This window comes from Streptomyces sp. BK022, assembly GCF_004217355.1.
GTDB lineage: Bacteria > Actinomycetota > Actinomycetes > Streptomycetales > Streptomycetaceae > Streptomyces > Streptomyces griseoluteus.
Window position 1 is genome coordinate 764,979 of the sequence record NZ_SHKU01000001.1, and the last position, 21,568, is coordinate 786,546.

Genomic DNA, 21,568 nt, shown 5'->3' on the forward strand with positions numbered 1-21,568 from the left:
CTTCCGTGCGGGGTGGCGATCAGGTCCGAGCGGTGCGGATGAGCTTCTTGTTGGCGAACTCGTCGATCCCGGCCCGGCCCAGTTCGCGGCCGAAGCCGGACCGCTTGACACCGCCGAACGGCAGTTCCACACCTTCGAGGCCGACGCCGTTGACGAAGACCATGCCCGCCTCGATCTTGTCGGCGACGCGTATCGCCTGCTCGGCGTCCGTCGTGAACACGTAGGAGCCCAGCCCGTACGGTGTCGCGTTCGCCAGCTCGACTGCCTCGTCCTCGGAGCCGACCCGGTAGACGGTCGCGACAGGGCCGAAGAGTTCCTCGGCTGCCGACGGGGCCGTAGGAGACACGCCGGTCAGAACGCCGGGCGGGAAGTACGCTCCCGCGCGTCGTCCTGCGGAGACGAAGGTCGCCCCGTCGGCGGCGGCCCGCTCGACCTGTTCCTCGAGGCGCTCGGCGGCGGCGACCGAGGACAGGGGCGCCAGGCCGCCGGCCATGGCGAGTACCTTCTCGGTGAACTTGTCGAGGAAGGCGTCATAGATGTCGTCGGCGACGATGACGCGCTTTCCGGCGTTGCACGCCTGCCCCGTGTTCTCGAAGCGCGTTTCGACCGCCGCGTCGACCGTGGCGTCCAGGTCGTCGGTCGACAGCACGATGAAGGGGTCCGAGCCGCCCAGTTCGAGCACCACCTTCTTCAGGCTGCGCCCGGCCCGCTCGGCGACCTCCGCGCCGGCCCGCTCCGAGCCGGTGAAGGAGACGCCTCGCACCCGGGAGTCCGCGATGACGCCGGCGATCTGCTCGTGGGTGGCGTAGACGTTGACGTAGCAGCCCTGGGGGTAACCCGCGTCCGTGAACAGCTGCTGCAGAGCCGCGGACGACTCCGGACACTGCGGGGCGTGCTTGAGCACGATGGTGTTGCCCAGCGCGAGATTGGGTGCGGCGAATCGAGCGACCTGGTAGTACGGGTAGTTCCAGGGCATGATCCCCAGCAACGCGCCGATCGGCTGGCGACGGACGAAAGCGCTGCCCTCTCCTTCGAGCAGCTCGATCGGCTCGTCGGCGAGAAACGCGGGCGCGTTCTCGGCGTAGTACCGGTAGATGGCCGCGCTGAACTCCACCTCTGCGACGGCCTGGTCCAGCGGCTTGCCCATCTCCCGGTGGATGATCTCGGCAAGTCGCTCACTGCGCTCGATGTGCAGTTCGGCGACGGTGCCGAGCAACTGGGCACGCTGCGCCACGGAGGTCTGCTTCGACCATTGCGCGTACGCCCTGACCGCCGCGTCGAGCGCTCCGTCGACGGCCTCGTCCGTGGCGGTGGGGTACTCCTCGACCAGCTTCCCGCTCGCGGGGTCGACCACCGCGTACACGTGCTTGCCCGTCATATCGACTCTCTCCTCGTGCTCGGGGTTCCTGCGACCGGTCCCCCGGCGTGAGCCGGGGCCGCGGCCGAGGACGCGTTGTGGTCGTGCAGCGTGCGGTAGGCGCGGAAGTAGACGAACCCCTGGGTGCCCCACGTCGCCAGCGCGGCGGTGTAGAAGATCGTGCGATTCGCGTCGTCGAACGTCAGGGGGAAGAAGTCGTAGGTCAACGCGATGGTGGTCCCGGCGGCCGTGACCAGCCCTGTCCAGATCGCCGGCCGCTTCGCGCCCGCGTCCCAGAGCCGCTTGACGAAGAACCCGATGAAGACCGTCGTGAGGAGATTGGCGGCGACGTAGAAGGCGGCGACCGAGAACGCGCCGCGGTCGGTGTGGAGATCCGCGCCGTGGAAGGGCCGGAGGACCAGGCCCGCCACGATCGCGACTCCGAACACGCCGACGTCGACGCCGAGGCTCGGCTTGTAGCGGTGGGTGACCTTCATCAGGCCCATGATCAGGATGAGCGTGATGCCGACCGACCTGGAGAACGCGTCGAAGAAGTACGCCACGTCGTACATGACGCTGTCTTTGTCGGCTCCGGACAGCGACCAGAGAAGGAAGTTGCTGCCCGACGTCGCGACGACCATCCACTCGAGACCGAGGAGGTAGTTGCCGTACCGGCGGATGAGTCTCCAGCCGTAGAAGTAGCCGGCGAAGATCATCCATAGGTCGGCCAGCAAGAACAGCGCGACCTTCACCGCGACACCGCCCCCTGGGCGTCGTGGGACAGGAGGGTGACGACGCGTTCGGCGGTGCGCTGGCCCGTCAGAACCGCGCCGTTCATGGTGCCGGCCCATTCGCCGGCGGTTTCGGTGCCGGCCCAGTGGATGCGCCCGTGGGGCTCGGTGAGCGCCTTGCCGTAGCTCACGGTCGCGTGCGGGCCGGCGGCGGGGTGGGGGCCGCCCGGGGCGAAGGGTTCCGTTCCCCAGCGGTGGTCCATGTAGTCGATCGGGGTGCGGGCCTGCGGACCGTAGAGGTCGACGAGCTGCTGGACGACCAGGTCGCGTCGGGTCCCGGGGTCGAAGCCGTCGAAGACGCGGGGGTCGCAGAAGGTCATCAGGACGCCCGGTCCGCTGTGGGCGGGTGACACGTCGAAGGTGATGAACACGGTTCCGGTGTCGGTCACCGCCTCACCGGAGCATCCGTCGGCCCGCCAGAACGGCCTCTCGTAGGCCACGAAGGCCTTACTGAGGACGCCCATGGGCCAGGTTCGGGTGAGCCCCTGGGCCTGCTCGGGCAGAGCGGGTGCGAACTCGATGGCGGCACGGTGCTCCGGGGCGGCCGTGACGATCGCGTACCTGGCGTGGATCTCGCCGGAGTCGGTGCGGACGGTGACGCCGTCGTCGTCCTGCGCGATGCCGCGCACCGGTGTCCCCAGCCGCACCCGGTCGCCGAGCCGCTCCGCCACCCGCTTGGCGATCTCCTGGGTGGTCTCGACGAACCGGTCCTGGTTCGCTCCGCCCTCGACGTCCAGCATGTGGTCGAGCCCGCCCGCCGCACGGATGTAACGCAGGACGTGCAGCAGGGAGACGTCTGACGGGGGGCAGCCCCACTGCACCTTGCTGACGACCGTCATCAGCGCACGGGTACTGGGCAGTGCGTTCTTCCGGTCCAGCCATTCGCCGAACGAGATGGCGTCCAGCCCGCTCGCCCCGGGCGTCTCCCACGGGGCGTTCACGTCGACGGTCGCGACCAGCTTGTTCATCGCCGTCTGCATGCGGGCCATGTCCACCAGGGTCAGCGGGGAGACCTTGGGGATGGTGCCGCTGTACGTGCGACGCCGACCCGCCATCCAGAGCACGTTGCGACCCTGGTTGAACTGGTCGGTGGTGGTACACCCCACCCGGCTCGCGAGGTCCCGGATGGCCGTGTGGCGTGGCGCCACCCACGTCGCTCCGAGGTCGACCCGCACGCCCGCCACCTCGCCGGAGAGCGACCGGCCTCCGACCCGGTCGCGGCCTTCCAGCACCAGCACGGACCGCCCGGTGTCCACCAGCCGCTCGGCGGCGCTCAGGCCCGCGAAGCCGGCACCGACGACCACGACGTCGACCGAGGTGTCCGCAGAACCGTGCTCACGAGATCCGGACATGGTTTCCTCCTTCACCCACGCGGTTCGCGTGCTGCGAGATGTATGTAGTGACGGGGCCGACGAGGGCCTCGGGAAGGTGATGGCCCATACCGGGAATGACCACGTGCTGCGCCGAACGGATCGCCCGGACGGTCGCGGCGCCGCCGCTCGGGTGCACCAGCAGGTCCCGGTCACCGTTGATGACCAGCGTCGGCGCCGTGATTCCGCTCAACTGGGCCGTCCGGTCTCCGGAACGGTGGATCGCCTGGATCTGGCGCGCGGTGGCGGCCGCTGGATCACCGGCGCTGCGGTCCCACCCACGCGCCGCGACGGCCGCCTCGGCGGCGTCGTCGATCGGATGTCCCAGTCCTGCGACGTGCCGGGTGAGCCTCAGGTGCGCACGGACCGCCGCGGTCCTGGTCCTCGCCGGCGGAGCGGCGAGGAGCCGCATCGTCGACAGAGCCGGCTGGCCGACCTTCCGTGCCCCGGTGGTGGAGTAGATCGAGGTCAGGGACAGGACCCGCTCAGGTGCGGTGGCCGCGATCGTCTGCGCGATCATTCCGCCCATCGACCGGCCGACCAGGTGGGCCCGCGAGATGCCGAGATGGTCGAGTACGCCGATGGCGTCCTGCGCCATGTCGGCCAGCGCGTACGCGTCGGCACGCGGCCGGGCGGCGATCTGACGCCAGAGCGCGGGAGGGGGAGTGGCGACGAACGTGGACTGGCCCACGTCGCGGTTGTCTATCGCGACGACCCGAAAGCCGCGGCTGACGAGTGAGCCGACGAACGACTCGCTCCAGAAGGTGAGGTCCTCGCCCAGTCCGGCGATGAGCAGTATCGCCGGGTCGGCCTTGTCGCCGAAGTCCCGGAAGCAGATGGTCAGTCCGGATGGCAGGGTCGCGTACTGGTCGGCGCCGTTCGTCTCAGACACGGGTCGCTCGCTTCCCGCCGGGTCGCCGCCCGGCGGACCGGCCGACGCCGAACTCGAGGTTCTCGTCGACCACCGGACCGCGCAGGGCCTTGGCGTCCTCGGGGTAGGACATCGCCATCCGCCAGGGGGCGGACGGCCCCTGCTTCGGCAGGAACTTCTCGCCGCGCTTGGCGTATCCGGCCTGAAGGTCCATGACGGGCCTGCGGTTCGTCTCCGACGGCGCGATCGGTACCACCGTGTCGTAGCCGCGGGCGTCCATGTGCCGGACCAGATCGACGAAGTAACGACACATCAGGCTCACCTTGAGCGTCCAGGACGAGGTGGTGTAGCCGATCGCCATCGCCCAGTTCGGGAGCCCGCTCAGCAGCATGCCGCGGTAACAGAGCGCGTCCGCGATGTCGATCCGGCGTCCGTCGACCGTGATGGGCATGCCGTCGAAGAGCCGCAGGTTCAGCCCCGTCGCGGTGACGATGACGTCGGCCTCCAGCTCCTCGCCCGACGACAGGACGATTCCGCGCCTGCTGAACCTCGCCACGGTGTCGGTGACGACGGACGTCCTGCCCTCCTTGATCGCGTCGAAGAAGTCGCCGTCCGGTGCCAGACACAACCGTTGGTCCCAGGGGTCGTACGGCGGGTTGAAGTGCTTGTCGACGTCGAATCCCTTGGGAAGGCGCTTGATGTTCTCGCGCCGGATCAGCGCTCGCCCGGCCTTGGGGAAGGTCCGCAGACCCTTGACGACGGCCCGGTCGACCCAGATGTTCTTGAACCGGGTCACGGCGTACCCGCGTTTCTCTCCGAACAGCTTCGTGAGCGCGAGGGCGATCCGGTCGATCCGGGGGAGCGCCATGACGTAGGTGGGAGTGCGCTGCAGCATCGTCACGTGCCGGGCGGCGCCCGGCCCGGTGGTCATGGCCGGCGCCAGTGTGATCGCGGTCGCCCCGCTGCCGATGACCACGACCTTCTTCCCGCTGTAGTCGAGATCCTCGGGCCAGTGCTGGGGATGGACGATCTGCCCCTCGAAGTCGTCCTGGCCGGGGAACTCCGGGGAGAATCCCTGGTCGTACCGGTAGTAGCCGGTGGCGGCGAAGACCCATCCCGCGTGGATCGTCTTGGTCCGGGTCTCACCCGTGGCCGGGTCCGGCGTCTGAACGGTGAGGGTCCACCGTGAATCCGCCGACGACCACTCCGCGCTGATGACGCGGTGGCGGAGCTTGAGGACGTGGTCCAGCTCGTTCTCCTCGACTGCTTCCCGCAGGTACTCCCTGATGAGGGGTGCGTCGGCGATCGCCACCTCGTGGCGCCACGGCTTGAAGTCGTAACCGAACGTGTGCAGGTCGGAGTCGGAGCGGATGCCGGGATAGCGGAACAGGTCCCAGGTGCCCCCGATGTTGTCTCGCGCTTCCAGCACGGCGAGCGACTTGTCGGGGAGCTCCCGGCGGAAATTGGCGGCCGCGCCGATCCCGGAGATCCCTGCTCCGATGATCACCACGTCGAACTCCTCGACGGAGTCCAACACCTCAGCTGTCATGGCGTTTCCTCGCTGTTCCTGTGGCGGTCACCTCACTGTCGTCAGCCGCGAACGCCGTGAGAACGACAGTGAGCACCTGCTTCGCCGGGGCTCGGTGCACGGTGCACAAGCCAGTCGCACGGTCGCGCCCCTACGGTGGTCGGCGGCCGGCACCGGCCCGTGAGTTGAAAGGCGGTCGGCATGAGCGGCCTCTCGAAGACAGAGCACGGCGGAGCACCTGACGGCGCGGCAGGGTCGGCTTCCCTGCTCGACCGTGGGCTCGGCGTATCGCAGATCGTGTTCATGGTCGTAGCCGCGGCGGCGCCGCTCGGACTGGTGATCGGTGGTGTGCCGCTCGGCCTCGCGGTGAGTGACAGCCCGGGCATGCCGCTGTTCTTCGCGCTGGCCACCGTGCTGCTGCTGGTCTTCGCGTTCGGTTTCACGCTGATGGCCGGCCGGGTACGGGAAGCGGGCGCCTTCTACGCCTACGTCCGGGCGGGGCTGGGCCGGATACCGGGTCTGTCGGCGGCGACGCTCGCGCTCTTCTCCTACACACTGCTGCTCGCCGGCGTGAACGCCTACGTCGGCGTCGCCACCCGCAACGTCGTCGAGCGGTACACCGCGGTCGCCTCACCGTGGTGGCTGTGGGCGCTGGTGTCGCTGGGCGTCATCGCCTTCCTCGGCTATCGCGACATCGAGCTGAGTGCCAAGGTGCTCAGTGCCGTGCTGGTGCTGGAGTCCCTGCTGCTCCTGGTCATGGACTTCGGCATCGTGGGCCACGGTGGCGCCCACGGGCTGACGGCCGAGCCGCTGTCGCCTTCGATGGTGGGCAACGGCTCGCCGGGCCTCGGCATGATGTTCGCCGTCTTCGGGTTCATCGGCTTCGAGGCGACGGCTGTCTTCCGCAACGAGGCCAAGGACCCTGATACCACCATCCCGCGAGCCACGTACGTCGCGATCCTGATCATCGGCGTTTTCTACTCGTTCACCGTGTGGGCGGTGGTGGTGGGCGCGGGTGTCGACACGGTGACCGGTGCCGCGAAGGCCGACCCCGAGGGGCTGGTCCTCTCCCTGGCCCGAAGTTACGTCGGGCCCGCCTGGGCCGACTTGATGCAGGTACTCCTGATCAGCAGTCAGTTCGCGTGCGTGCTTGCCTTCCACAACGTCGTGACGCGCTACCAGTTCGTGCTGGCCCGGTCCGGCGTCCTTCCGGCGGCGCTGGGGGTCGTGCACTCCCGGCACCGCGCCCCGTCGGCGTCCTCTGCCGTCGCCTCGGCGCTCGCCTTCGCCCTCACGCTCGTCGTCGCCGCGCTCCGCCTCGACCCGATCGGGGATCTCTACGCCTGGTTCTCCGGCGCCGCCACCCTCGGCATCGTTCTGCTGATGGCGGCCACCAGCCTCGCGGTGATCGGCTTCTTCCGGCGCGCCGGTGAACGACAGTCGGTGTGGCGCACGGCGGTGGCTCCGGCCGTGGCCTTCCTCGGTCTGGCCGGTGTGGTCTGCATGATGGCCGTCAACTTCCCCCTGCTCGTGGGCACCGTCGACGGCGCCCTGGTGATCGGCGGACTGATCGCCCTCTCGGCCGCGGCCGGGGCGGTGCAGGCCCTTGTGCTGCGGGCGCGCCGGCCGGCCCTCTTCCAGCGGCTCTAGGATGAACCGGGCACGGCACGCGGCGGAGGAGGCGACGGGGCCCACAGGAACTCCCTCGGGCATCCGGCGCCGAGCCCCTTGCGGCCGTGCCACCAGGCTGGTAGACCTGCCGCCGACTGGTGGAGCCAAGCGCGTTCCCCGAGCTCCCGGAGACCCGTGCGCGCGGTGGTTCCCGGGCCGTACACGTGCTGGTGACACGGCATCCCGGCAGCACCGGCTCCTCGCGATTCAGGGGAAACTAAGGACATGGAAGAGCTGTGGCCCGCGCCCTCCGGCGAGGTCGCCGACGCGATCAGATCCCTGTGTCAGCGACTGCTCACGGAAACGGACGCCATGGTGGAGGCGTTCGCCAGGCCCTCCCTTGTCGCCCAGAACGATCCGGCCCTGCTCGCGGACGCCTCACTGGTCGAGGAGGACCGCGAGCTCAATCGCTCCGATCTCGTCCAATGGCTGACCGCGAACGTGCAGCAACCGGGGCGGAGGGTGGAGCCCTACGTCGGTCCGCGCACCACGGCGTACATCAACGACCTCGTCTCCCGCGGCATCGCGCCGGACTTCGCCGTTGCCTGGCGAGTGGCACTGGGGATCGGCTGGCGGCGATGGCTGGAGGAATGCGTCGCCGACTGCGCCCGCCCCGAAGTCCTCGTAGGCGTGCTGGACGTGACGGGCAGGTCGCTGGTGCAGTACGCGCTCGACTCGGTCGCCGCCCTGCGCCAGGCCGGTCTGGCCGCGGCGATGGGCAACACGGATTCCGAGGAAATCGCCCTGATCCAGCTCATCGCCAGCGGGGCACCGATGACGGAGGATCTCGCCGAAGGGCGCCTGCGCTACCGGATGGCGCGGTGGCACGTCGGTCTCGTGGTGTGGATCGACGATCCGCAGCGGGCCGACGCCCTGAACGAGGCGATCTCCGCCGTGCGCTCCGCGGCCGGGGGCCGGTGCGCCCTGGTGGCGCGTGCCAGTGCCACCTCGCGGTGGATCTGGCTCTCGGGGAAGGCCGTTCCGGAGGTCCACCATGTGGCGAAGGCCCTCGCGGCGACCGACGAGGTCCGCGCGGCGGTGGGGAGGCCTGGGCGCGGTCTCGAAGGATTCCGGTCCAGTCACCAGGACGCCCTGGCGGCGCAGGCGCTGGTCATCCGGCTCGGCTCCGACCGGCGGTTCACGGCCTACGCCGACGTCGAGCTGCTCGACGCGCTCACGAAAGACCGTGCCGGCGCGCGTCGGTTCGTCGTCAACACTCTCGGACCGTTGGCCGAAGCCGACCCGGCACTGCGGCAGGCGCTCCTCACCTACGTGCAGTGCGGCTTCAACACCACGAGGGCGGCGGCCAATCTCTACGCGCACCGCAACACCGTCGAGCGGCGGGTCTCACGGGCCAACGAGCTCTCGGCCGTCAAGGTGGAGGACAACCCGGCCCACGTGGCGGCGGCACTCCTGGTGCTGGACATCGCGCCTGACATCGTGGCGGTCGATCCGACCTGACCTCGACCAGGACCGGCAGTCGTGCGGTGAGCGGTCGGCGGGGCGCGTGGCGCGGGTGGAGGCCGTACGGCCGCGCGTGATCCCCCGCCGCATCGCATTGGTATCGTACGAAGTATGGAAAAGAAGGCGAGTCGTCCCGCGCGGGGAACGAGGAAGCGGGACGTGCCCCTGACCGAGGCAGGGATCTACGCCGCCGCCCTGCGGCTGATCGACGCGGACGGCGTCGAGGCGCTCACCATGCGCAGACTCGCCACCGAGCTCGACGCGAACCCGATGTCGCTGTACTACCACGTGCCGAACAAGGAAGCGGTCATGCGCGGCGTGACGCGGATGGTCGGCGCCCAGTTCCGCACGGTGGCGCCCGAGGGTGCCGCCTGGCAGGAGCGCATCCGTCTGCTCGCGACAGACCTACGGGCCCTGGCGCACCGGCACCCCCAGCTCATGGCCTACTCGATCACCCAGCAGCCCGACTTCATCCAGGCCGACGACCCGTTCTGGACCGCACTGATCGCGATCGTGGAGGCGGCCGGCGTTCCGCGGTCGGAGGTCCCGGAGATCGCGGCCATGATGGTCGCCGTCGTCATGGGTGTGCTCGCCGCCGAACTCAACGGCTCGCTCCACCGGTGGTCGACCCTCAAGCCCCCTTCCGCGAACGCCGGTGAGGACGGGGACGGGGACGGGCCCACAGATCCCGACGCCGCGGACGTGGCCCCCGGAGGTCCTGGCCAGGACCATATGTTCCGCCTGGTGACGGACACGCTGATCACGGGCCTGGAAGGCCGGCTCACCGCTGAGCGCGCCGGGCGGGGTACCGGCCCGTGAGCCGCGCCGTACCCGGTGCGTGCCGGGCGAAGATCTCCTCGTAGGGGAAGGGCGCCCAGGAGCGGACCGGGCACATACGCCCGCGGCGGACCGGGCCGGCATCGCTGACGTCGCCGGCCCGGCTCGCTGAAGAGGTCGGGTACGCCGTTGTACCCCCTCCCCGCGCCGGCTCACCCCCGCCAGGGGTGCTTAACGCCGGGCGCCTTCGGCGCCGAGTCGCCGGGCGACCTGCTCTGCGGTGTCCAGACCCGTCAGGACGGCGCCGTTCATGGTTCCGACCCACTCACCCGCGGTCTCGGTGCCGGCCCAGTGGACACGTCCGTGAGGCTCGGTGAGGGCGCTCCCGTAGCTCACGGACGCGTAGGGGGCCACAGCGGGGTGTGGACCGCCAGGGGCGAACGGTTCCGTGCCCCAGCAGTGGTCCACGTAGTCGATGGGCTCACTCGCCTGGGCGCCGAAGAGGTCGACCAGCTGCCGGGTGACCCGGCTGCGCCGGATCTCCGGACTGAAGCCGTCGTACACGCGCGGGACACAGAAGACCATCAGGACGCCCGGTCCGTCCTCAGGCGACACGTCGAAGGTGATGAACGCCGTTCCGGTGTCGGTCAGCGACTCGCCGGAGAGCCCCGCTTCGCGCCAGAAGGGCTTGTCATAGGCGACGAACGCCTTGCTCAGCGCGCCCATGGGCCAGGTCCTCGTCAGCCCCTCGGCCTTTTCCGGCAGGGCCGGCTGGAACTCGATGTAGGCGCGGTGCTCGGGGGCCGCGGTGACGATGGCGTACTTGGCGTCCACCACGCCGTCGTCGGTCTGGACCGTGACGCCGTTGTCGTCCTGGGAGATGAGGCGGACGCGGGTGTTCAGGACGACCCTGTCCCCGAGCCGCTCGGCGAGCCGGCTGGCGATCTCCTGCGTGGTCTCGGTGATGCGGTCCTGCTGCTGGCCGCCTTCGACGGCGAGCATGTGCTCGAGCCCCCCCACGGCCTGGATGTAGCGCAGTACGTGCAGCAGCGACACGTCTCCGGGGCTGCATCCCCACTGCACCTTGCTGGCGATGGCCATCAGCGCACGCGTGCTGGTGCCCGCCTGCTGCTGGTCGAGCCATTCGCCGAACGAGACCGAGTCGAGTTCGCCGGCGTTCGGGGAGTTCCAGGCGGCGTCGACGTCGATGGTCTCCAGCAGCTTGTCCATTTCCGCCTGGACGCGGCCGAGGTCCTCCAGGTCGACGGGTTCGACCATCGGCAGGACGCCCGTCCAGGTGCGACGCTGGCCGGCCATCCACAGGACATTGAGGCCGTCGTGGAACTGGCTGGTCGTGGAACACCCCAGTCGCAGGGCGAGGTCACGGATCGCCGTGTGGCGCTCGGCGACCCACGTCGCCCCGAGGTCGACCTTGACCCCGGCCACCTCGCCCGAGTACGACCGGCCACCGACCCTGTCCCGGCCCTCGATGACCCTGACGGACATGCCCATGTCCACGAGCCGTTCCGCGGCGCTCAGTCCGGCGAAGCCGGCACCGACGATCACGACATCGACCGAGGCGGCCTTGGAGCCGCCCTTGGTTTCCATTGTCACGGGTTTCTCCTTCGCTTGGGTGCTTCCAGCAGTACCATACACTGTATGAAAAACCGAAACGGCAAGGGTGACCGCGCGTCTGTGCTGCCCCCCGGCCGACGGCCGCGCCGCGTAGGCTGGCCGCATTGGGGGGACTGACATGCTCACGCTTTGCCGGAAACTCACGACGCTCAGCGCGCTCGGGGCCGCCCCGCTCTTCCTGGCAGCCGCCTGCTCCGCAGACCACGGGGACGGCGGGCAGCCGGTCGGGGCGGGGCATGCGACCGCATCCCGCTCGGCGAGGGCCACCGCTCCTCACGGCACGCAGGCTCCCGTGCTCGGGCCGCCTGAGCTGGACGCGGACGAGACGCCGGCCGGCCGCCAGGGGGTGACCACGGGGAACGCGGAGGTCGAGTTCGCCGGGGGCAGGAAGGGGGACGCGCTGATCGTCGCGGTGCGCTGCCAGGGCGCGGGGGCCGTGAAGGTCGCCGTGCGGCCCGTACAGGTCGCCTTCCGCGTGGAGTGCCTCGCCGGCAAGGTCGGCACGACCTACAACCAAGTGGCCGTCTCGGGAGTGGACCGCGCGGGAACCGTCTCCGTCGAGGCGCCCTCGGCTGTGCGCTGGTCCTTGACGGTAGGCCGGGGCGCACCGGCCGAGGAGGAAGCGCCACGGACCGACGCCAACTCCCCGGAGGCGTCTTAGAGCCGGCCCGCTCGACGGGCCGGGCCGGCACCCGCCAGGCAAGTCCTGACGGGAGGCTTCGAGGACCATCCCGATGGCAACGGCTCGTACACGAGGCGGCCGTGCCGGGGGAGTTGTGGCGTGCGGTCACGATCGGGGTGCGATCGCCGCCTGCCCGCTCGTGCGGCCCGCGGCCCGACCCGCACCTCCGGTGAAGCGTCGCATCGAGCGGTGCGCGCCCCGTTCACTGGTGGACGTGCGCGCGCTGCCCGTCCCGGTCGAAGACCATGATCAGCTCGGCCGGAGCGTCCAGTGCCGAGATCGCGTGCGGGATCATCGTCGCGAACTCCGCCGCCTCTCCGGCGTCGACGTCGATCTGCCGCTCGCCGAGCCACAGCCGTACGCGTCCCTCCAGCACGAGAAACCAGTCGTGGCCCGGATGCACCCGCTGGCCGGGCCGCTCTGCGGACGGCTCGACGCGCATCTTCATCGCGACCATGCGGCCGTCCGGACGGCTCAGCGGCCATGTCGTGCGCGTGCCGCTGCTGTGCGCGACCGGACGGATGACGACATCGTCGTCGGTGGGCACCTCGAAGAGCACGTCGAGGCTCACCTGGAGGGCGTTGGCCAACGGTACGAGCACATCGAGGCTCAGCGTGCGCTTGCCCGTCTCCACCCGGCTGATGGTCGACGGGCTGAGATTGGTCCGCTGCGCCAGCTCGTCGAGTGAGTACCCCAGCGTGGTGCGCAGGCTGCGCAGGCGCGACCGCGCCAGGGCTTCGATGTTGCTTGCTCCGTTCACACCCCTCATGCTTCCATTCCTTGCTGATTCCGCAAGAATCTTTGCGCAAAACGCCGGACGCCGTACGGTCGGGTCCATGAGCAACCACCCCGCGCAGAACGGGTCGTCGGCCCACTCCGAGCACTCCGAGCACTCCGGTCACCCCGGGCACCCCACCGTGGAACGGCATTGCGACGTCGCCGTCATCGGTGGGTCGGCCGCCGGTCTCGCCGCCGCACTGCAACTCTCCCGCCAGCGTCGCGGCGTCGTCGTGGTCGACGACGGCACCCCGCGCAACGCCCCGGCCGCACACATGCACGGCTACCTGGGGCACGAAGGGGTCGCGCCCGGCGAGCTGACGGAGGCCGGGCGCGAGGAGGTACGCGCGTACGGCGGCGAGGTGCTGTCCGGGCGCGTCGTAGGAGTGCACCCCCACGGCGACGGCCGGTTCCGGCTCGACCTCACCGGTGGCCACACGCTGGTCGCCCGCCGTGTCCTCGCCGCGACCGGCATGTCGGACGAACTTCCCGCGATCGACGGCGTCGCCCGGGGATGGGGGCGCGGTGTGATCCACTGCCCGTTCTGTCACGGCTTCGAGGCGCGCGACCAACGCCTGGTGCAGATCGTCACCCACCCCCTGGGCCTCAACCCGGCCCCGCTGTTCCGGCACCTGACCGACCGGCTGACCCTCGTACTGCACGACCCGGCCGGGCTCGACGAGCGAGCCCTCGAAGCCCTCGCCGCCTCCGGCGTCACCATCGAGCGTGCGCAAGCCGGCCGGGTGCTCACCGGGCCGGACGGCGAGGTGTCCGGCGTGGAACTCGGCGACGGGCGGGTTCTGGAGGCCGACGCCGTCGTGGTCGGCTCGCGGTTCCGGGCACGCGCCGACGTGCTGGCCGGGGTCGGGCTCACCCCGACCGCGCACCCGAGCGGCGCCGGTGACTTCCTCGCGGTCGACGCGCGCGGCGAGACCGCCGTACCGGGGATCTACGCGGCCGGCAACATCACCGACCCGAGCCTGCAGGTGCTGCCCTCGGCCGCCCAGGGCAGCCAGGTCGGCGCCAAGATCGCCTTCAGCCTCGCGGAGGAGGACCTGCGCGCCGCCGTACGGCACTCGGGCGAACAGGCCGACTGGGACCACCGCTACGCGGGCCCCGACCGCGCCTGGAGCGGCAATCCCAACGGCACGCTCGTCCACGAGGCCGCCGCCCTGTCCCCGGGCCGCGCGCTGGACGTCGGCACCGGCGAGGGCGCCGACGCCCTCTGGCTGGCCGAGCACGGCTGGAAGGTGACCGCCACCGACATCTCCGGCAACGCGCTCGCCCGGGTCCGCGCCGAGGCCGGACGCCGAGGGCTCGCCGTCAGCCTCGTACGCGGCGACGCGGGCGATCCGGCTCCCTTCGGCACCGAGACCTTCGACCTTGTCTCCCTGCAGTACGGCTCGTTCAAGCGCACGCCCGACCAGCGCGGTCTGCGCAGCCTGCTCGCCGCCGTCGCCCCCGGTGGCACGCTCCTGGTCGTACACCACGACCTCGGCCCGCTGAGCGAACCCGTGGACGTGGCGGCCCAGACCCGGATGTACGACCCGTCGGCGTTCGTCGGGGTCGACGAGATCGCTGCCGCGCTCACCGCCGAGCCCGGCACCTGGAAGGTCGAGATCCACGAGACCCGGCCCCGGCCGGCCGGCGCGGTCAGCACCCACCACGTCAGCGACGTCGTACTGCGGGCGACCCGGCGCACGGTCTGATCGCCCGCGACAACCGCCCGCGCGGCGGCTCCCCCTCCGCCGCGGTGATTGAATGGACCCTCGTTCCTGTTCTGGCAAGGAGAAGCGCTGTGCCCCTGGTGTCTGTCGTGATGCCCGTGTACAACTCGGCCGCCACCCTCGGCGCAGCCGTCCGGTCGGTACTCACGCAGACTCACAGCGATCTGGAGCTGCTGGTCACCGACGACCAGTCCTCCGACGGCTCCATGGAGCTGCTGCGCGAGTTCGCCGAGCACGACGAGCGCGTTCTGCCGCGGTCGGCACCCGAGCGGGGCGGTGCCGGCCGGGCCCGCAATCTCGCGATCGAGCGGGCCCGCGGGGACTACATCGCCTTCCTCGACTCCGACGACATGTGGCTGCCGCAGAAGACCGAGAAGCAGCTCGCCTTCGCCGCCGAGGGCGACGCGCCCCTGACCTTCACCTCGTACTTCAAGATGGACGCGGGCCATGCCGGCGAGAGCACCGAGTGGGTTCCTAACGGGCGCGTGATCCGGGCACGGGAGCGCGTGGACTACCGCGCCATGCTGGTACGGGACCACATCGGTGCCCTCACCGCCATGTACGACCGCAACGCCCTGGGCACCAGGCTGATGCCGGAGATGCGCAAGCGCCAGGACTACGCCCTCTGGCTGTCGATCATGCGGGACGGCGCGGACGCCCGGGGCCTCGCCGAGCCGCTCGCGGTGTACCGGGCCCACCAGGCGGGATCGCTGTCCTCCAACAAGATGTCCCTGGTCAAGTACAACTGGGAGCTGTACCGCGAGCACGAGCACCTCTCGGTCCCGCGGGCCACGCGCGCGCTGTCCGGCGCCGTGTGGCAGTCGCTGCGCAACTCCCGCATCTGACCTGCCCCGCTCCGGTCACGTCGTCTGCGAAGGGGCGGAGTTGGCGTTCGAGCCCGGTGCCGACGGGGTGCGAGCCGACGAAGCCGACGACCAGCAGGTCGACGGGGGACAGGCAGGCTGCTCTGCCAAGGTCACGGGGGCGGGGCCTCGGTGGCGGGGCGCCCTCCCCGTCGCGCCTGGCGATTGCCCGCGTGGACGCCGGAAGAGCGGCTCGGGGCCTGACGGTCCGTGCGGTAGAGGTCGATGGCGAGGGCGACGGCGGCGCGGGTGGCGGGATGGGGGTCCGTCCGGCGCCAGATGAGGTGAACCGGGACGGGTTCGGCATCGCGCAGCGGACGGTAGGTGATGCCGGCGGGACGGTACTGGGCCGCGGTGGCCTGGGGTGTGACACCGACGCAGCGCCCGGAGGCGATGGCGGCGAGCCAGTCGTCGATGTCGTGGACGTGCTCGACGGCCGGCCGTTCGGTCTCGGACCAGAGGTTCAACGTGGTCGTGCCGGTGCGACGGTCGAGGGCGAGGGTGCGGGACGCGACCTCGGCCAGACGGATGCCCCGGCGGCGGGCCCAGGGGTCGTCGGAGGCCAGGGCCAGGTAGCGGTCCTCGTGGCCGACGAACGCGTGTGACCAGGGCTTGAGGTCGACGGCGCTGCGGACGACCGCGAGGTCGCACAGTCCTTCGGCCAGCCCGCCGGTGGAGGAGTTGTGCCGGACGAGCCGGAGCTCGATGCCGGGGTGGTCGTGGTGCCAGCGGCGCTGGAACTCGGTGGTGTGGCGCCCGAAGGCCGACCAGGCGTGACCGATGTGCAGGCGGCTGTGGCCGGAGGCGGCCTCGGCGACGAGTTCCTCCGCGCCGGCCAGGAGCAGACGGGCCCGGGCGAGGACCAGCACACCCGCCTTGGTGGGCTCGACCGTGCGGCTGGTGCGGTGCAGCAGCCGCACCCCCAGCGTCTTCTCCAGGGAGAGCAGGGTGCGGGAGACCGCGGCCTGGGAGACGCCCAGCTCCCGAGCGGCGTCCGTGAAGCCGCCGGTGTCGACGATGGCGACCAGACAGCGCAGGTGCTTCAGCTCCAGCCCGGCGCCGTGTCCTCCGCGTGCATCCATGCGTTCAGCGTATCGCTGGTGGGTCGGATGCATTTTGTGTATCCCGCGAGGGAGAGCACGGTGAGCAGATGCAGACCTCGCAGAATCCCGCCGCCGCGGAGGCGCCGGCCCCGGGCGGGAACCGGCCGCTGACCGGCTCGCGCCCGCTACGGCGCGGCTTCGCCTTCCTCGCCTTCGCCGGACTCGCCTGGGGGACCACCGGCGCGGCCGTGGAGGTCATCTACCGGACCGGCGGCCTGGGACCCATGGCCATCTCGTTCTGGCGCTTCCTGGCCGGGGCGGTGCTGCTGCTGCCCGCCTGGACGCTGCGCCCGTCCCGCAAGAGGCCGCGTGCGCGCCAGCCTGCCCGGCGGCGGATACCGCTGCTGCTGGGCACCGGCGCCGCGCTGGCCGTGTTCCAGACCGCTTACTTCGCCGCCGTGCGGGACACCGGGCTGGCGGTGGGCACCATCGTGACACTCGGCGCCGCGCCCGTGTTCACGGCAGCGGGCGGGCGTCTGTTCCTGGGTGAGCGCATAGGGCGGGCCGGAGTGCTGGCCGTCGTCGGCGCGCCGGCCGGACTGGCCGTGCTCGTGCTGGGCAACCAGCCGGGCGTCGTCCACCTGGGAGGCGTCGGGGCGGCGCTGCTGTCCGCCGCCGGCTACGCCGTCTCCAACCTGCTGGGCCGATGGACCGGACGGCACGGCACCGGCGAGGACGCACTCACCCTCACTCTGTGGTCCTTTTTCATCGGCGCGGCGGTGATGCTGCCGCCGGCCCTCCACGAGGGTCTCCTCCCGCAGAGCGCAGACGCCACCGAGACGGCCCTGCTGATGCTGTACATCGCCGCCGTCACCACGGCGCTCGCCTACCCGCTGTACTTCGCCGGCGTCGCCGTACTCAGGGCCGCCACCGCGTCGGTGACGATGCTGCTCGAACCCGTCAGCGCCGCTGTCCTGGCCGTGCTGTTCCTCGGCGAACAGCTCACCACGGCCACGGTCGCGGGCACGGCGATCCTGCTCGGGGCCATCGCCGCCCTCGCCCTCGCCGAGTCCCGACCGGGGGCCCGGCCCCGGACCTCGAGAAGTGCCGGAAGGCTCCGGGAGCCCGTCTCCGAGAGGCGGGGGAGTACATGATCGGCTGATCTTCAGCGGCAATCACCGTGCGTTGCCTCGCGTACCCATAACGTGATCAGCCGTGGGGTCGAGGGACCCCGCGGGAAGGAGTCCTCCTCATGCCGACGCCGGTCACGACCGACATCACGCCCGCGGAGAAGAGTGTCTGGGTGCGCTGGCTGCCGAACGCGCTGCCCGCCGCCGGATACATCACCCTGAAGAACTCGGCTCGACTCCGCTCCCAACTCCCCCGTCCCCCTGTGGGGCAACGTGCTGCTCACCCGTGGCGACACCCGCCACGAGGCCACCACCGCCTGGGTCGAGGAGGTGGAGAACACCGACACCCACCAGGACGTCGTCCTCATCGCCGGTGACCCGGCCCACCCCGCCTCCCGTCGCGTCCGCCTCACCGACGCCTGGGCCAGCGCCAGTTACCACCTGGACGAGGACGACGACCCGGACGCCTTCCTCATCAGCTTCACTGACATCACGATCGACAAGTAGCCCCGGAGCCGCACGGCCGGCGAGCGGGGCGCCGACGCTCACGCTCGCCGTCGCCGGCTCCCTTGTCCCTCCTCAGCCGCACGAAACCGACGGTGTTCCGTCGTACAGCCCGGAATCGGGCCGACCGCCGATGACGCTGCGCAGGTAGTAGCCGCAGGCGGGGCGCTGGGCGAAGTCGAACGTCGCGCCCGGCTTCAGGTGCCAGATCTTGAAGTCGCTGTACGTCAGCGACCGGCCTGAAGCCGCCCGCTCGGGTTGGTGGTCGGCCAGGACGACGTAGGCGTCGGCACCGTAGAGCGTCGCCCTGCCCTGGGCGTCGAGGTAGAGCGAGCCCCCGCCTTCGTTCACGCCGACGCCCCACGCCTTGCCCCCCGCGGTCAGGCCGTCCTTGACCGCTCTCGCGGTGAAGGACATCAGGCGGCCCATCCGGTCGCGGGCGACGAAGTGGGAGTCGTTGACCGTGTCCGCGTAGTGGGGCCAGGAGAACATGCCGGTGGTGAAGGTGGCGTACGAGTCGTAGGGGTTGGCGAGTGCCTCACCGCTGGTGATGCTTCCCCTGCAGGCGTCGTACACGACGGAGCTGTTGATGTGGGTGCCGGCGCTGCCGCCCCCCGCTCCGCCGCCCTTGGCGACGACGGACTTGACCGACGCCTGGAGGTCGGTGCCCTTCCACGCCGCGTAACGGCACTGGTCGCCGCCGGCGAAGTAGACGAACTCCGCATTGCGGATGTCCTGGTTCACCTGTGCGCTGTTGCCGTCCGAAGCGGTGGTGAGGGTCCAGGTCGTGCAGGAGTTGACGCCGACGAGACCCGTCACGGTGTCGCATTCGGGGGTGGCGCTGCCGGACGAGGGAGCCGAACCCGCCAGGACCACGACGTCGAGGCTCCCGCTTCCGCCGCGGATCGTGTCGATCGCGCGGCCCATCGACGCGGCGACGACACCGCCGTCACCGTTCATCGTGAAGGCGGGACCGGACCAGGAGGCGCGGCTCGCGTCGCCCGCGCTGCCCAGGCGGACCCGATCGGCCCGCGCCTCGGCTGGCGGCGCCGCAAGCCCCGCGCAGGTCACGGCGAGCATCGAGGCCGACAGCGCCACGCGCAGGGCACCACGGCCGACGGAGAAAGATGTCACGGAGTCTCCTTCCGCTCACGCCTCTTGGCGCGGCGTGAGTACGCCGCCCACACCCGGAGGCGGACCTGGAACATACAACCCCAGTTGTACTGGCGCCATATGTAATCGCGGGAAAGCTCGTGCCTCCGCGGAAAGCTTCGGCTCATTGCCCTTGTTGGTCACGTCATATGCCGCTTCGGGCAGGCCCATGCAGCGCGTTACCCGAACGTGACGGTCATTACATCTATGCAGCTCTGTCGGCGCCATGTAATTTCCGTGCTCGTACCGCCCGCCGGCCCCGCCGCAAGCGAAGAGAGACCTCCGTGACTTTCAGATCCGCATCGCGCCACCTCGCTCCGGCCGTTGCCGCCACCGCGCTCGTCTGCCTCCTCGGAGCATGCGGCAACGACTCCGAGGCGACGGGCGGCCAAGCCCCCGCCGCGCTGAAGATCGCCGGGGTCACCGTGAAGAAGGACGCGCGGCTGCACGCCTCGCTGCCTGACGCCGTCAGGAAGACGGGTACCGTGCGCGTGGCCTCCGACGTGCCCTACGCACCCTTCGAGATGTTCGTGAAGGAGGGTGGCAGCGAACTGACTGGCCTGGACTACGACTTGGGGCAGGCCCTGGGAGCCCGGCTCGGCGTCACCCTCAAGTTCACCCCGCAGAAGTTCGACGGCATCGTCCCGGCGATCCAGGCCGGCAAGTTCGACGCGGCGATGTCGGCGATCACCGACAACAAGGAACGTCAGCAGGTCGTCGACTTCGTCGACTACTCCCAGTCGGGGTCCGGAATCCTCGTCTCCGAGGGCAACCCCGAGAAGATCGCGACGCTGCACGACCTGTGCGGCCGCAAGGTCGCCGTGCAGGCCGCGACGAACCAGCTGAAGCTGCTCCAGGCGCACCAGAAGGAGTGCGGTGGCAGGCAACTGGAGATCCAGACGTACCCCAAGGACTCCGACGCCCAACTGGCCCTGCGCTCCGGCAAGGTGGACGCCGAGGTCCTGACGAAGCCCGCCGCGGGCTGGACCGCCAAGGCCGCGGACGCGGGCAACGCCTTCGACCTGGTCGAGGACCCCGAGGCGCCCGGCGGCTACAACGCCTCGCCCAACGGCATCGCGATATCCAAGAAGCTGCCGCAGCTGACCGACGCCATACAGAAGGCGCTGCAGTCACTCATCGACGACGGCACCGTCAAGAAGATCTACGCCGAGTACGGCGTCGCGTCGATCGCCCTGAAGAGCGCCACGAAGAACGCGGCGGTGGACTGATCATGACCACCGCTTCCGTCACCACGGGCACGCCCCGCACCGATGCCCCGCCTCCCCACGAGCCGCGGATCGTGCCGATCCGGCACTGGGGCCGCTGGATCGCGGCGCTCGCCGCCCTGGCGGCCGTCGGCGGCCTCCTCGGCTCGCTCGCCCGCAATGCCAACCTGCACTGGGACCTCGTCGGGGACTACCTCTTCGAGGGGCTGATCTTCGACGGCCTGGCCACCACGCTGTGGCTGACCGCGGCCGCGATGGCGCTCGGCCTGGTGCTGGGCACGCTGCTCGCCGTGCTGCGCCTGTCGCGGAATCCGGTCCTGTACGGCCTGTCGACGCTGTTCGTCTGGTTCTTCCGGGGCACGCCGCTGCTCGTCCAGATCATCTTCTGGGGGTACGCCGCCGCCCTCTACAAGAAGGTGCTGATCGGTGTCCCGTTCACCGGCATCACCTTCTTCAGCGGGGACACCAACGCCCTTCTCACCCCCTCGGTCGCCGCGCTGCTGGCACTGGGGCTCAACGAGGCCGCCTACGCGAGCGAGATCGTGCGCGCGGGTATCCAGTCCGTCGATCCGGGACAGACCGAGGCCGCCCACTCGCTCGGCATGCGGCCGGCCCTCACCATGCGCCGGATCGTGCTGCCGCAGGCGATGCGGGTGATCATCCCCCCGATGGGCAACGAGACCATCAACATGCTCAAGATGACCGCGCTGGTATCGGTGATCGCCGCCCATGACCTGATGTCGAACATCCAGGACGTGTACGCGCAGAACTATCAGGTCATCCCGATGCTCACGGTCGCCGGCCTCTGGTACCTGGCCCTCGTCAGTCTGCTGAGCCTGCCTCAGGCGTGGCTGGAGCGCCGTTACGGCCGCGGGCAGTCCGCCGGCCGGGTGTCGCCGCTGGCCCGCCTGGTCTCCGGCGGTCTCCTCGCCCGCAAGCCCGCGACCGCCCGGCCCGACATGAACGAGACCACGAAGGACCCGGCATGACGACCGCCTCA

General features: G+C 70.5%; 19 protein-coding genes. 10 read left to right on the forward strand and 9 right to left on the reverse strand.

Features of this window, described 5'->3' with window-relative positions:
- Window positions 1–19: 19 nt before the first annotated feature.
- The 5 genes from EV284_RS03445 to EV284_RS03465 are packed head-to-tail and all read right to left on the reverse strand — an operon-like array spanning window position 20 to window position 5,938.
- The gene (locus EV284_RS03445) at window positions 20–1,378 is read right to left on the reverse strand and encodes an NAD-dependent succinate-semialdehyde dehydrogenase (protein WP_130330097.1); all 1,359 of its coding nucleotides are present in this window, start codon (window positions 1,376–1,378) and stop codon (window positions 20–22) included.
- Window positions 1,375–2,109, reverse strand: a complete 735-nt coding sequence (locus EV284_RS03450; protein ID WP_130330099.1) for a transporter — start codon at window positions 2,107–2,109, stop codon at window positions 1,375–1,377. Before EV284_RS03450 ends, EV284_RS03445 begins: the two co-directional genes overlap by 4 nt.
- Complete coding sequence (locus EV284_RS03455) at window positions 2,106–3,500, reverse strand: flavin monoamine oxidase family protein (protein WP_130330101.1); 1,395 nt, start codon at window positions 3,498–3,500, stop codon at window positions 2,106–2,108. Before EV284_RS03455 ends, EV284_RS03450 begins: the two co-directional genes overlap by 4 nt.
- On the reverse strand, window positions 3,484–4,410 hold the full coding sequence (locus EV284_RS03460) for an alpha/beta fold hydrolase (protein WP_130330103.1): 927 nt from the start codon (window positions 4,408–4,410) through the stop codon (window positions 3,484–3,486). The genes EV284_RS03455 and EV284_RS03460 overlap by 17 nt, the downstream gene beginning before the upstream one ends.
- Window positions 4,403–5,938 carry an NAD(P)/FAD-dependent oxidoreductase gene (locus tag EV284_RS03465; RefSeq protein ID WP_130330105.1) on the reverse strand — a complete coding sequence of 512 codons (1,536 nt, stop codon included), beginning with the start codon at window positions 5,936–5,938 and terminating at the stop codon, window positions 4,403–4,405. The genes EV284_RS03460 and EV284_RS03465 overlap by 8 nt, the downstream gene beginning before the upstream one ends.
- A 180-nt stretch (window positions 5,939–6,118) precedes the next feature.
- Here EV284_RS03465 and EV284_RS03470 point away from each other — a divergent pair, with 180 nt between their 5' ends.
- The 3 genes from EV284_RS03470 (at window position 6,119) to EV284_RS03480 (ending at window position 9,871) form a co-directional block, all read left to right on the forward strand.
- Window positions 6,119–7,567 carry an APC family permease gene (locus EV284_RS03470; protein ID WP_130330107.1) on the forward strand — a complete coding sequence of 483 codons (1,449 nt, stop codon included), beginning with the start codon at window positions 6,119–6,121 and terminating at the stop codon, window positions 7,565–7,567.
- A 246-nt stretch (window positions 7,568–7,813) separates the two neighbouring features.
- On the forward strand, window positions 7,814–9,049 hold the full coding sequence (locus EV284_RS03475; RefSeq protein ID WP_130330109.1) for a helix-turn-helix domain-containing protein: 1,236 nt from the start codon (window positions 7,814–7,816) through the stop codon (window positions 9,047–9,049).
- A 162-nt stretch (window positions 9,050–9,211) separates the two neighbouring features.
- The gene (locus EV284_RS03480; RefSeq protein WP_242625543.1) at window positions 9,212–9,871 is read left to right on the forward strand and encodes a TetR/AcrR family transcriptional regulator; all 660 of its coding nucleotides are present in this window, start codon (window positions 9,212–9,214) and stop codon (window positions 9,869–9,871) included.
- A gap of 189 nt (window positions 9,872–10,060) precedes the next feature.
- Here EV284_RS03480 and EV284_RS03485 read toward each other — a convergent pair whose 3' ends face one another.
- Window positions 10,061–11,437 carry a flavin monoamine oxidase family protein gene (locus EV284_RS03485; RefSeq protein WP_130331033.1) on the reverse strand — a complete coding sequence of 459 codons (1,377 nt, stop codon included), beginning with the start codon at window positions 11,435–11,437 and terminating at the stop codon, window positions 10,061–10,063.
- A gap of 319 nt (window positions 11,438–11,756) precedes the next feature.
- Here EV284_RS03485 and EV284_RS03490 point away from each other — a divergent pair, with 319 nt between their 5' ends.
- Window positions 11,757–12,125, forward strand: a complete 369-nt coding sequence (locus EV284_RS03490) for a hypothetical protein (protein WP_242625544.1) — start codon at window positions 11,757–11,759, stop codon at window positions 12,123–12,125.
- A 223-nt stretch (window positions 12,126–12,348) separates the two neighbouring features.
- Here EV284_RS03490 and EV284_RS03495 read toward each other — a convergent pair whose 3' ends face one another.
- Entirely contained in the window at window positions 12,349–12,906 is a 558-nt protein-coding gene (locus EV284_RS03495; RefSeq protein WP_130331037.1) for an XRE family transcriptional regulator, read from the reverse strand.
- Between the two features lie 76 nt (window positions 12,907–12,982).
- Here EV284_RS03495 and EV284_RS03500 point away from each other — a divergent pair, with 76 nt between their 5' ends.
- Both EV284_RS03500 and EV284_RS03505 read left to right on the forward strand, forming a co-directional pair.
- A complete protein-coding gene (locus EV284_RS03500) occupies window positions 12,983–14,632 on the forward strand; it encodes a bifunctional NAD(P)/FAD-dependent oxidoreductase/class I SAM-dependent methyltransferase (protein ID WP_130330113.1) in 1,650 nt (549 codons plus the stop codon).
- Window positions 14,633–14,721: 89 nt separating this feature from the next.
- Window positions 14,722–15,495 carry a glycosyltransferase family A protein gene (locus EV284_RS03505; protein ID WP_130330115.1) on the forward strand — a complete coding sequence of 258 codons (774 nt, stop codon included), beginning with the start codon at window positions 14,722–14,724 and terminating at the stop codon, window positions 15,493–15,495.
- Between the two features lie 131 nt (window positions 15,496–15,626).
- Here EV284_RS03505 and EV284_RS03510 read toward each other — a convergent pair whose 3' ends face one another.
- Window positions 15,627–16,595: a LysR family transcriptional regulator gene (locus EV284_RS03510; RefSeq protein WP_130330117.1), complete on the reverse strand. Its 969-nt coding sequence runs from the start codon at window positions 16,593–16,595 to the stop codon at window positions 15,627–15,629.
- A gap of 68 nt (window positions 16,596–16,663) precedes the next feature.
- On the opposite strand from EV284_RS03510, the gene EV284_RS03515 reads away from it, so the two are divergent.
- Window positions 16,664–17,710 (forward strand): EamA family transporter, encoded by a 1,047-nt coding sequence (locus tag EV284_RS03515; RefSeq protein WP_130330119.1) that lies wholly within the window; start codon window positions 16,664–16,666, stop codon window positions 17,708–17,710.
- A gap of 249 nt (window positions 17,711–17,959) precedes the next feature.
- Window positions 17,960–18,193, forward strand: coding sequence for a hypothetical protein (locus tag EV284_RS03520; protein WP_130330121.1), 234 nt, complete (start codon window positions 17,960–17,962; stop codon window positions 18,191–18,193).
- Window positions 18,194–18,265: 72 nt separating this feature from the next.
- Here EV284_RS03520 and EV284_RS03525 read toward each other — a convergent pair whose 3' ends face one another.
- Window positions 18,266–19,324, reverse strand: coding sequence for a hypothetical protein (locus EV284_RS03525; protein WP_207228896.1), 1,059 nt, complete (start codon window positions 19,322–19,324; stop codon window positions 18,266–18,268).
- Window positions 19,325–19,626: 302 nt separating this feature from the next.
- Between EV284_RS03525 and EV284_RS03530 the strand changes: the two genes are divergently transcribed.
- Both EV284_RS03530 and EV284_RS03535 read left to right on the forward strand, forming a co-directional pair.
- On the forward strand, window positions 19,627–20,571 hold the full coding sequence (locus EV284_RS03530; protein WP_242625545.1) for an ABC transporter substrate-binding protein: 945 nt from the start codon (window positions 19,627–19,629) through the stop codon (window positions 20,569–20,571).
- Between the two features lie 2 nt (window positions 20,572–20,573).
- A complete protein-coding gene (locus EV284_RS03535) occupies window positions 20,574–21,557 on the forward strand; it encodes an amino acid ABC transporter permease (RefSeq protein WP_130330125.1) in 984 nt (327 codons plus the stop codon).
- The last annotated feature ends 11 nt before the right edge of the window (window positions 21,558–21,568 follow it).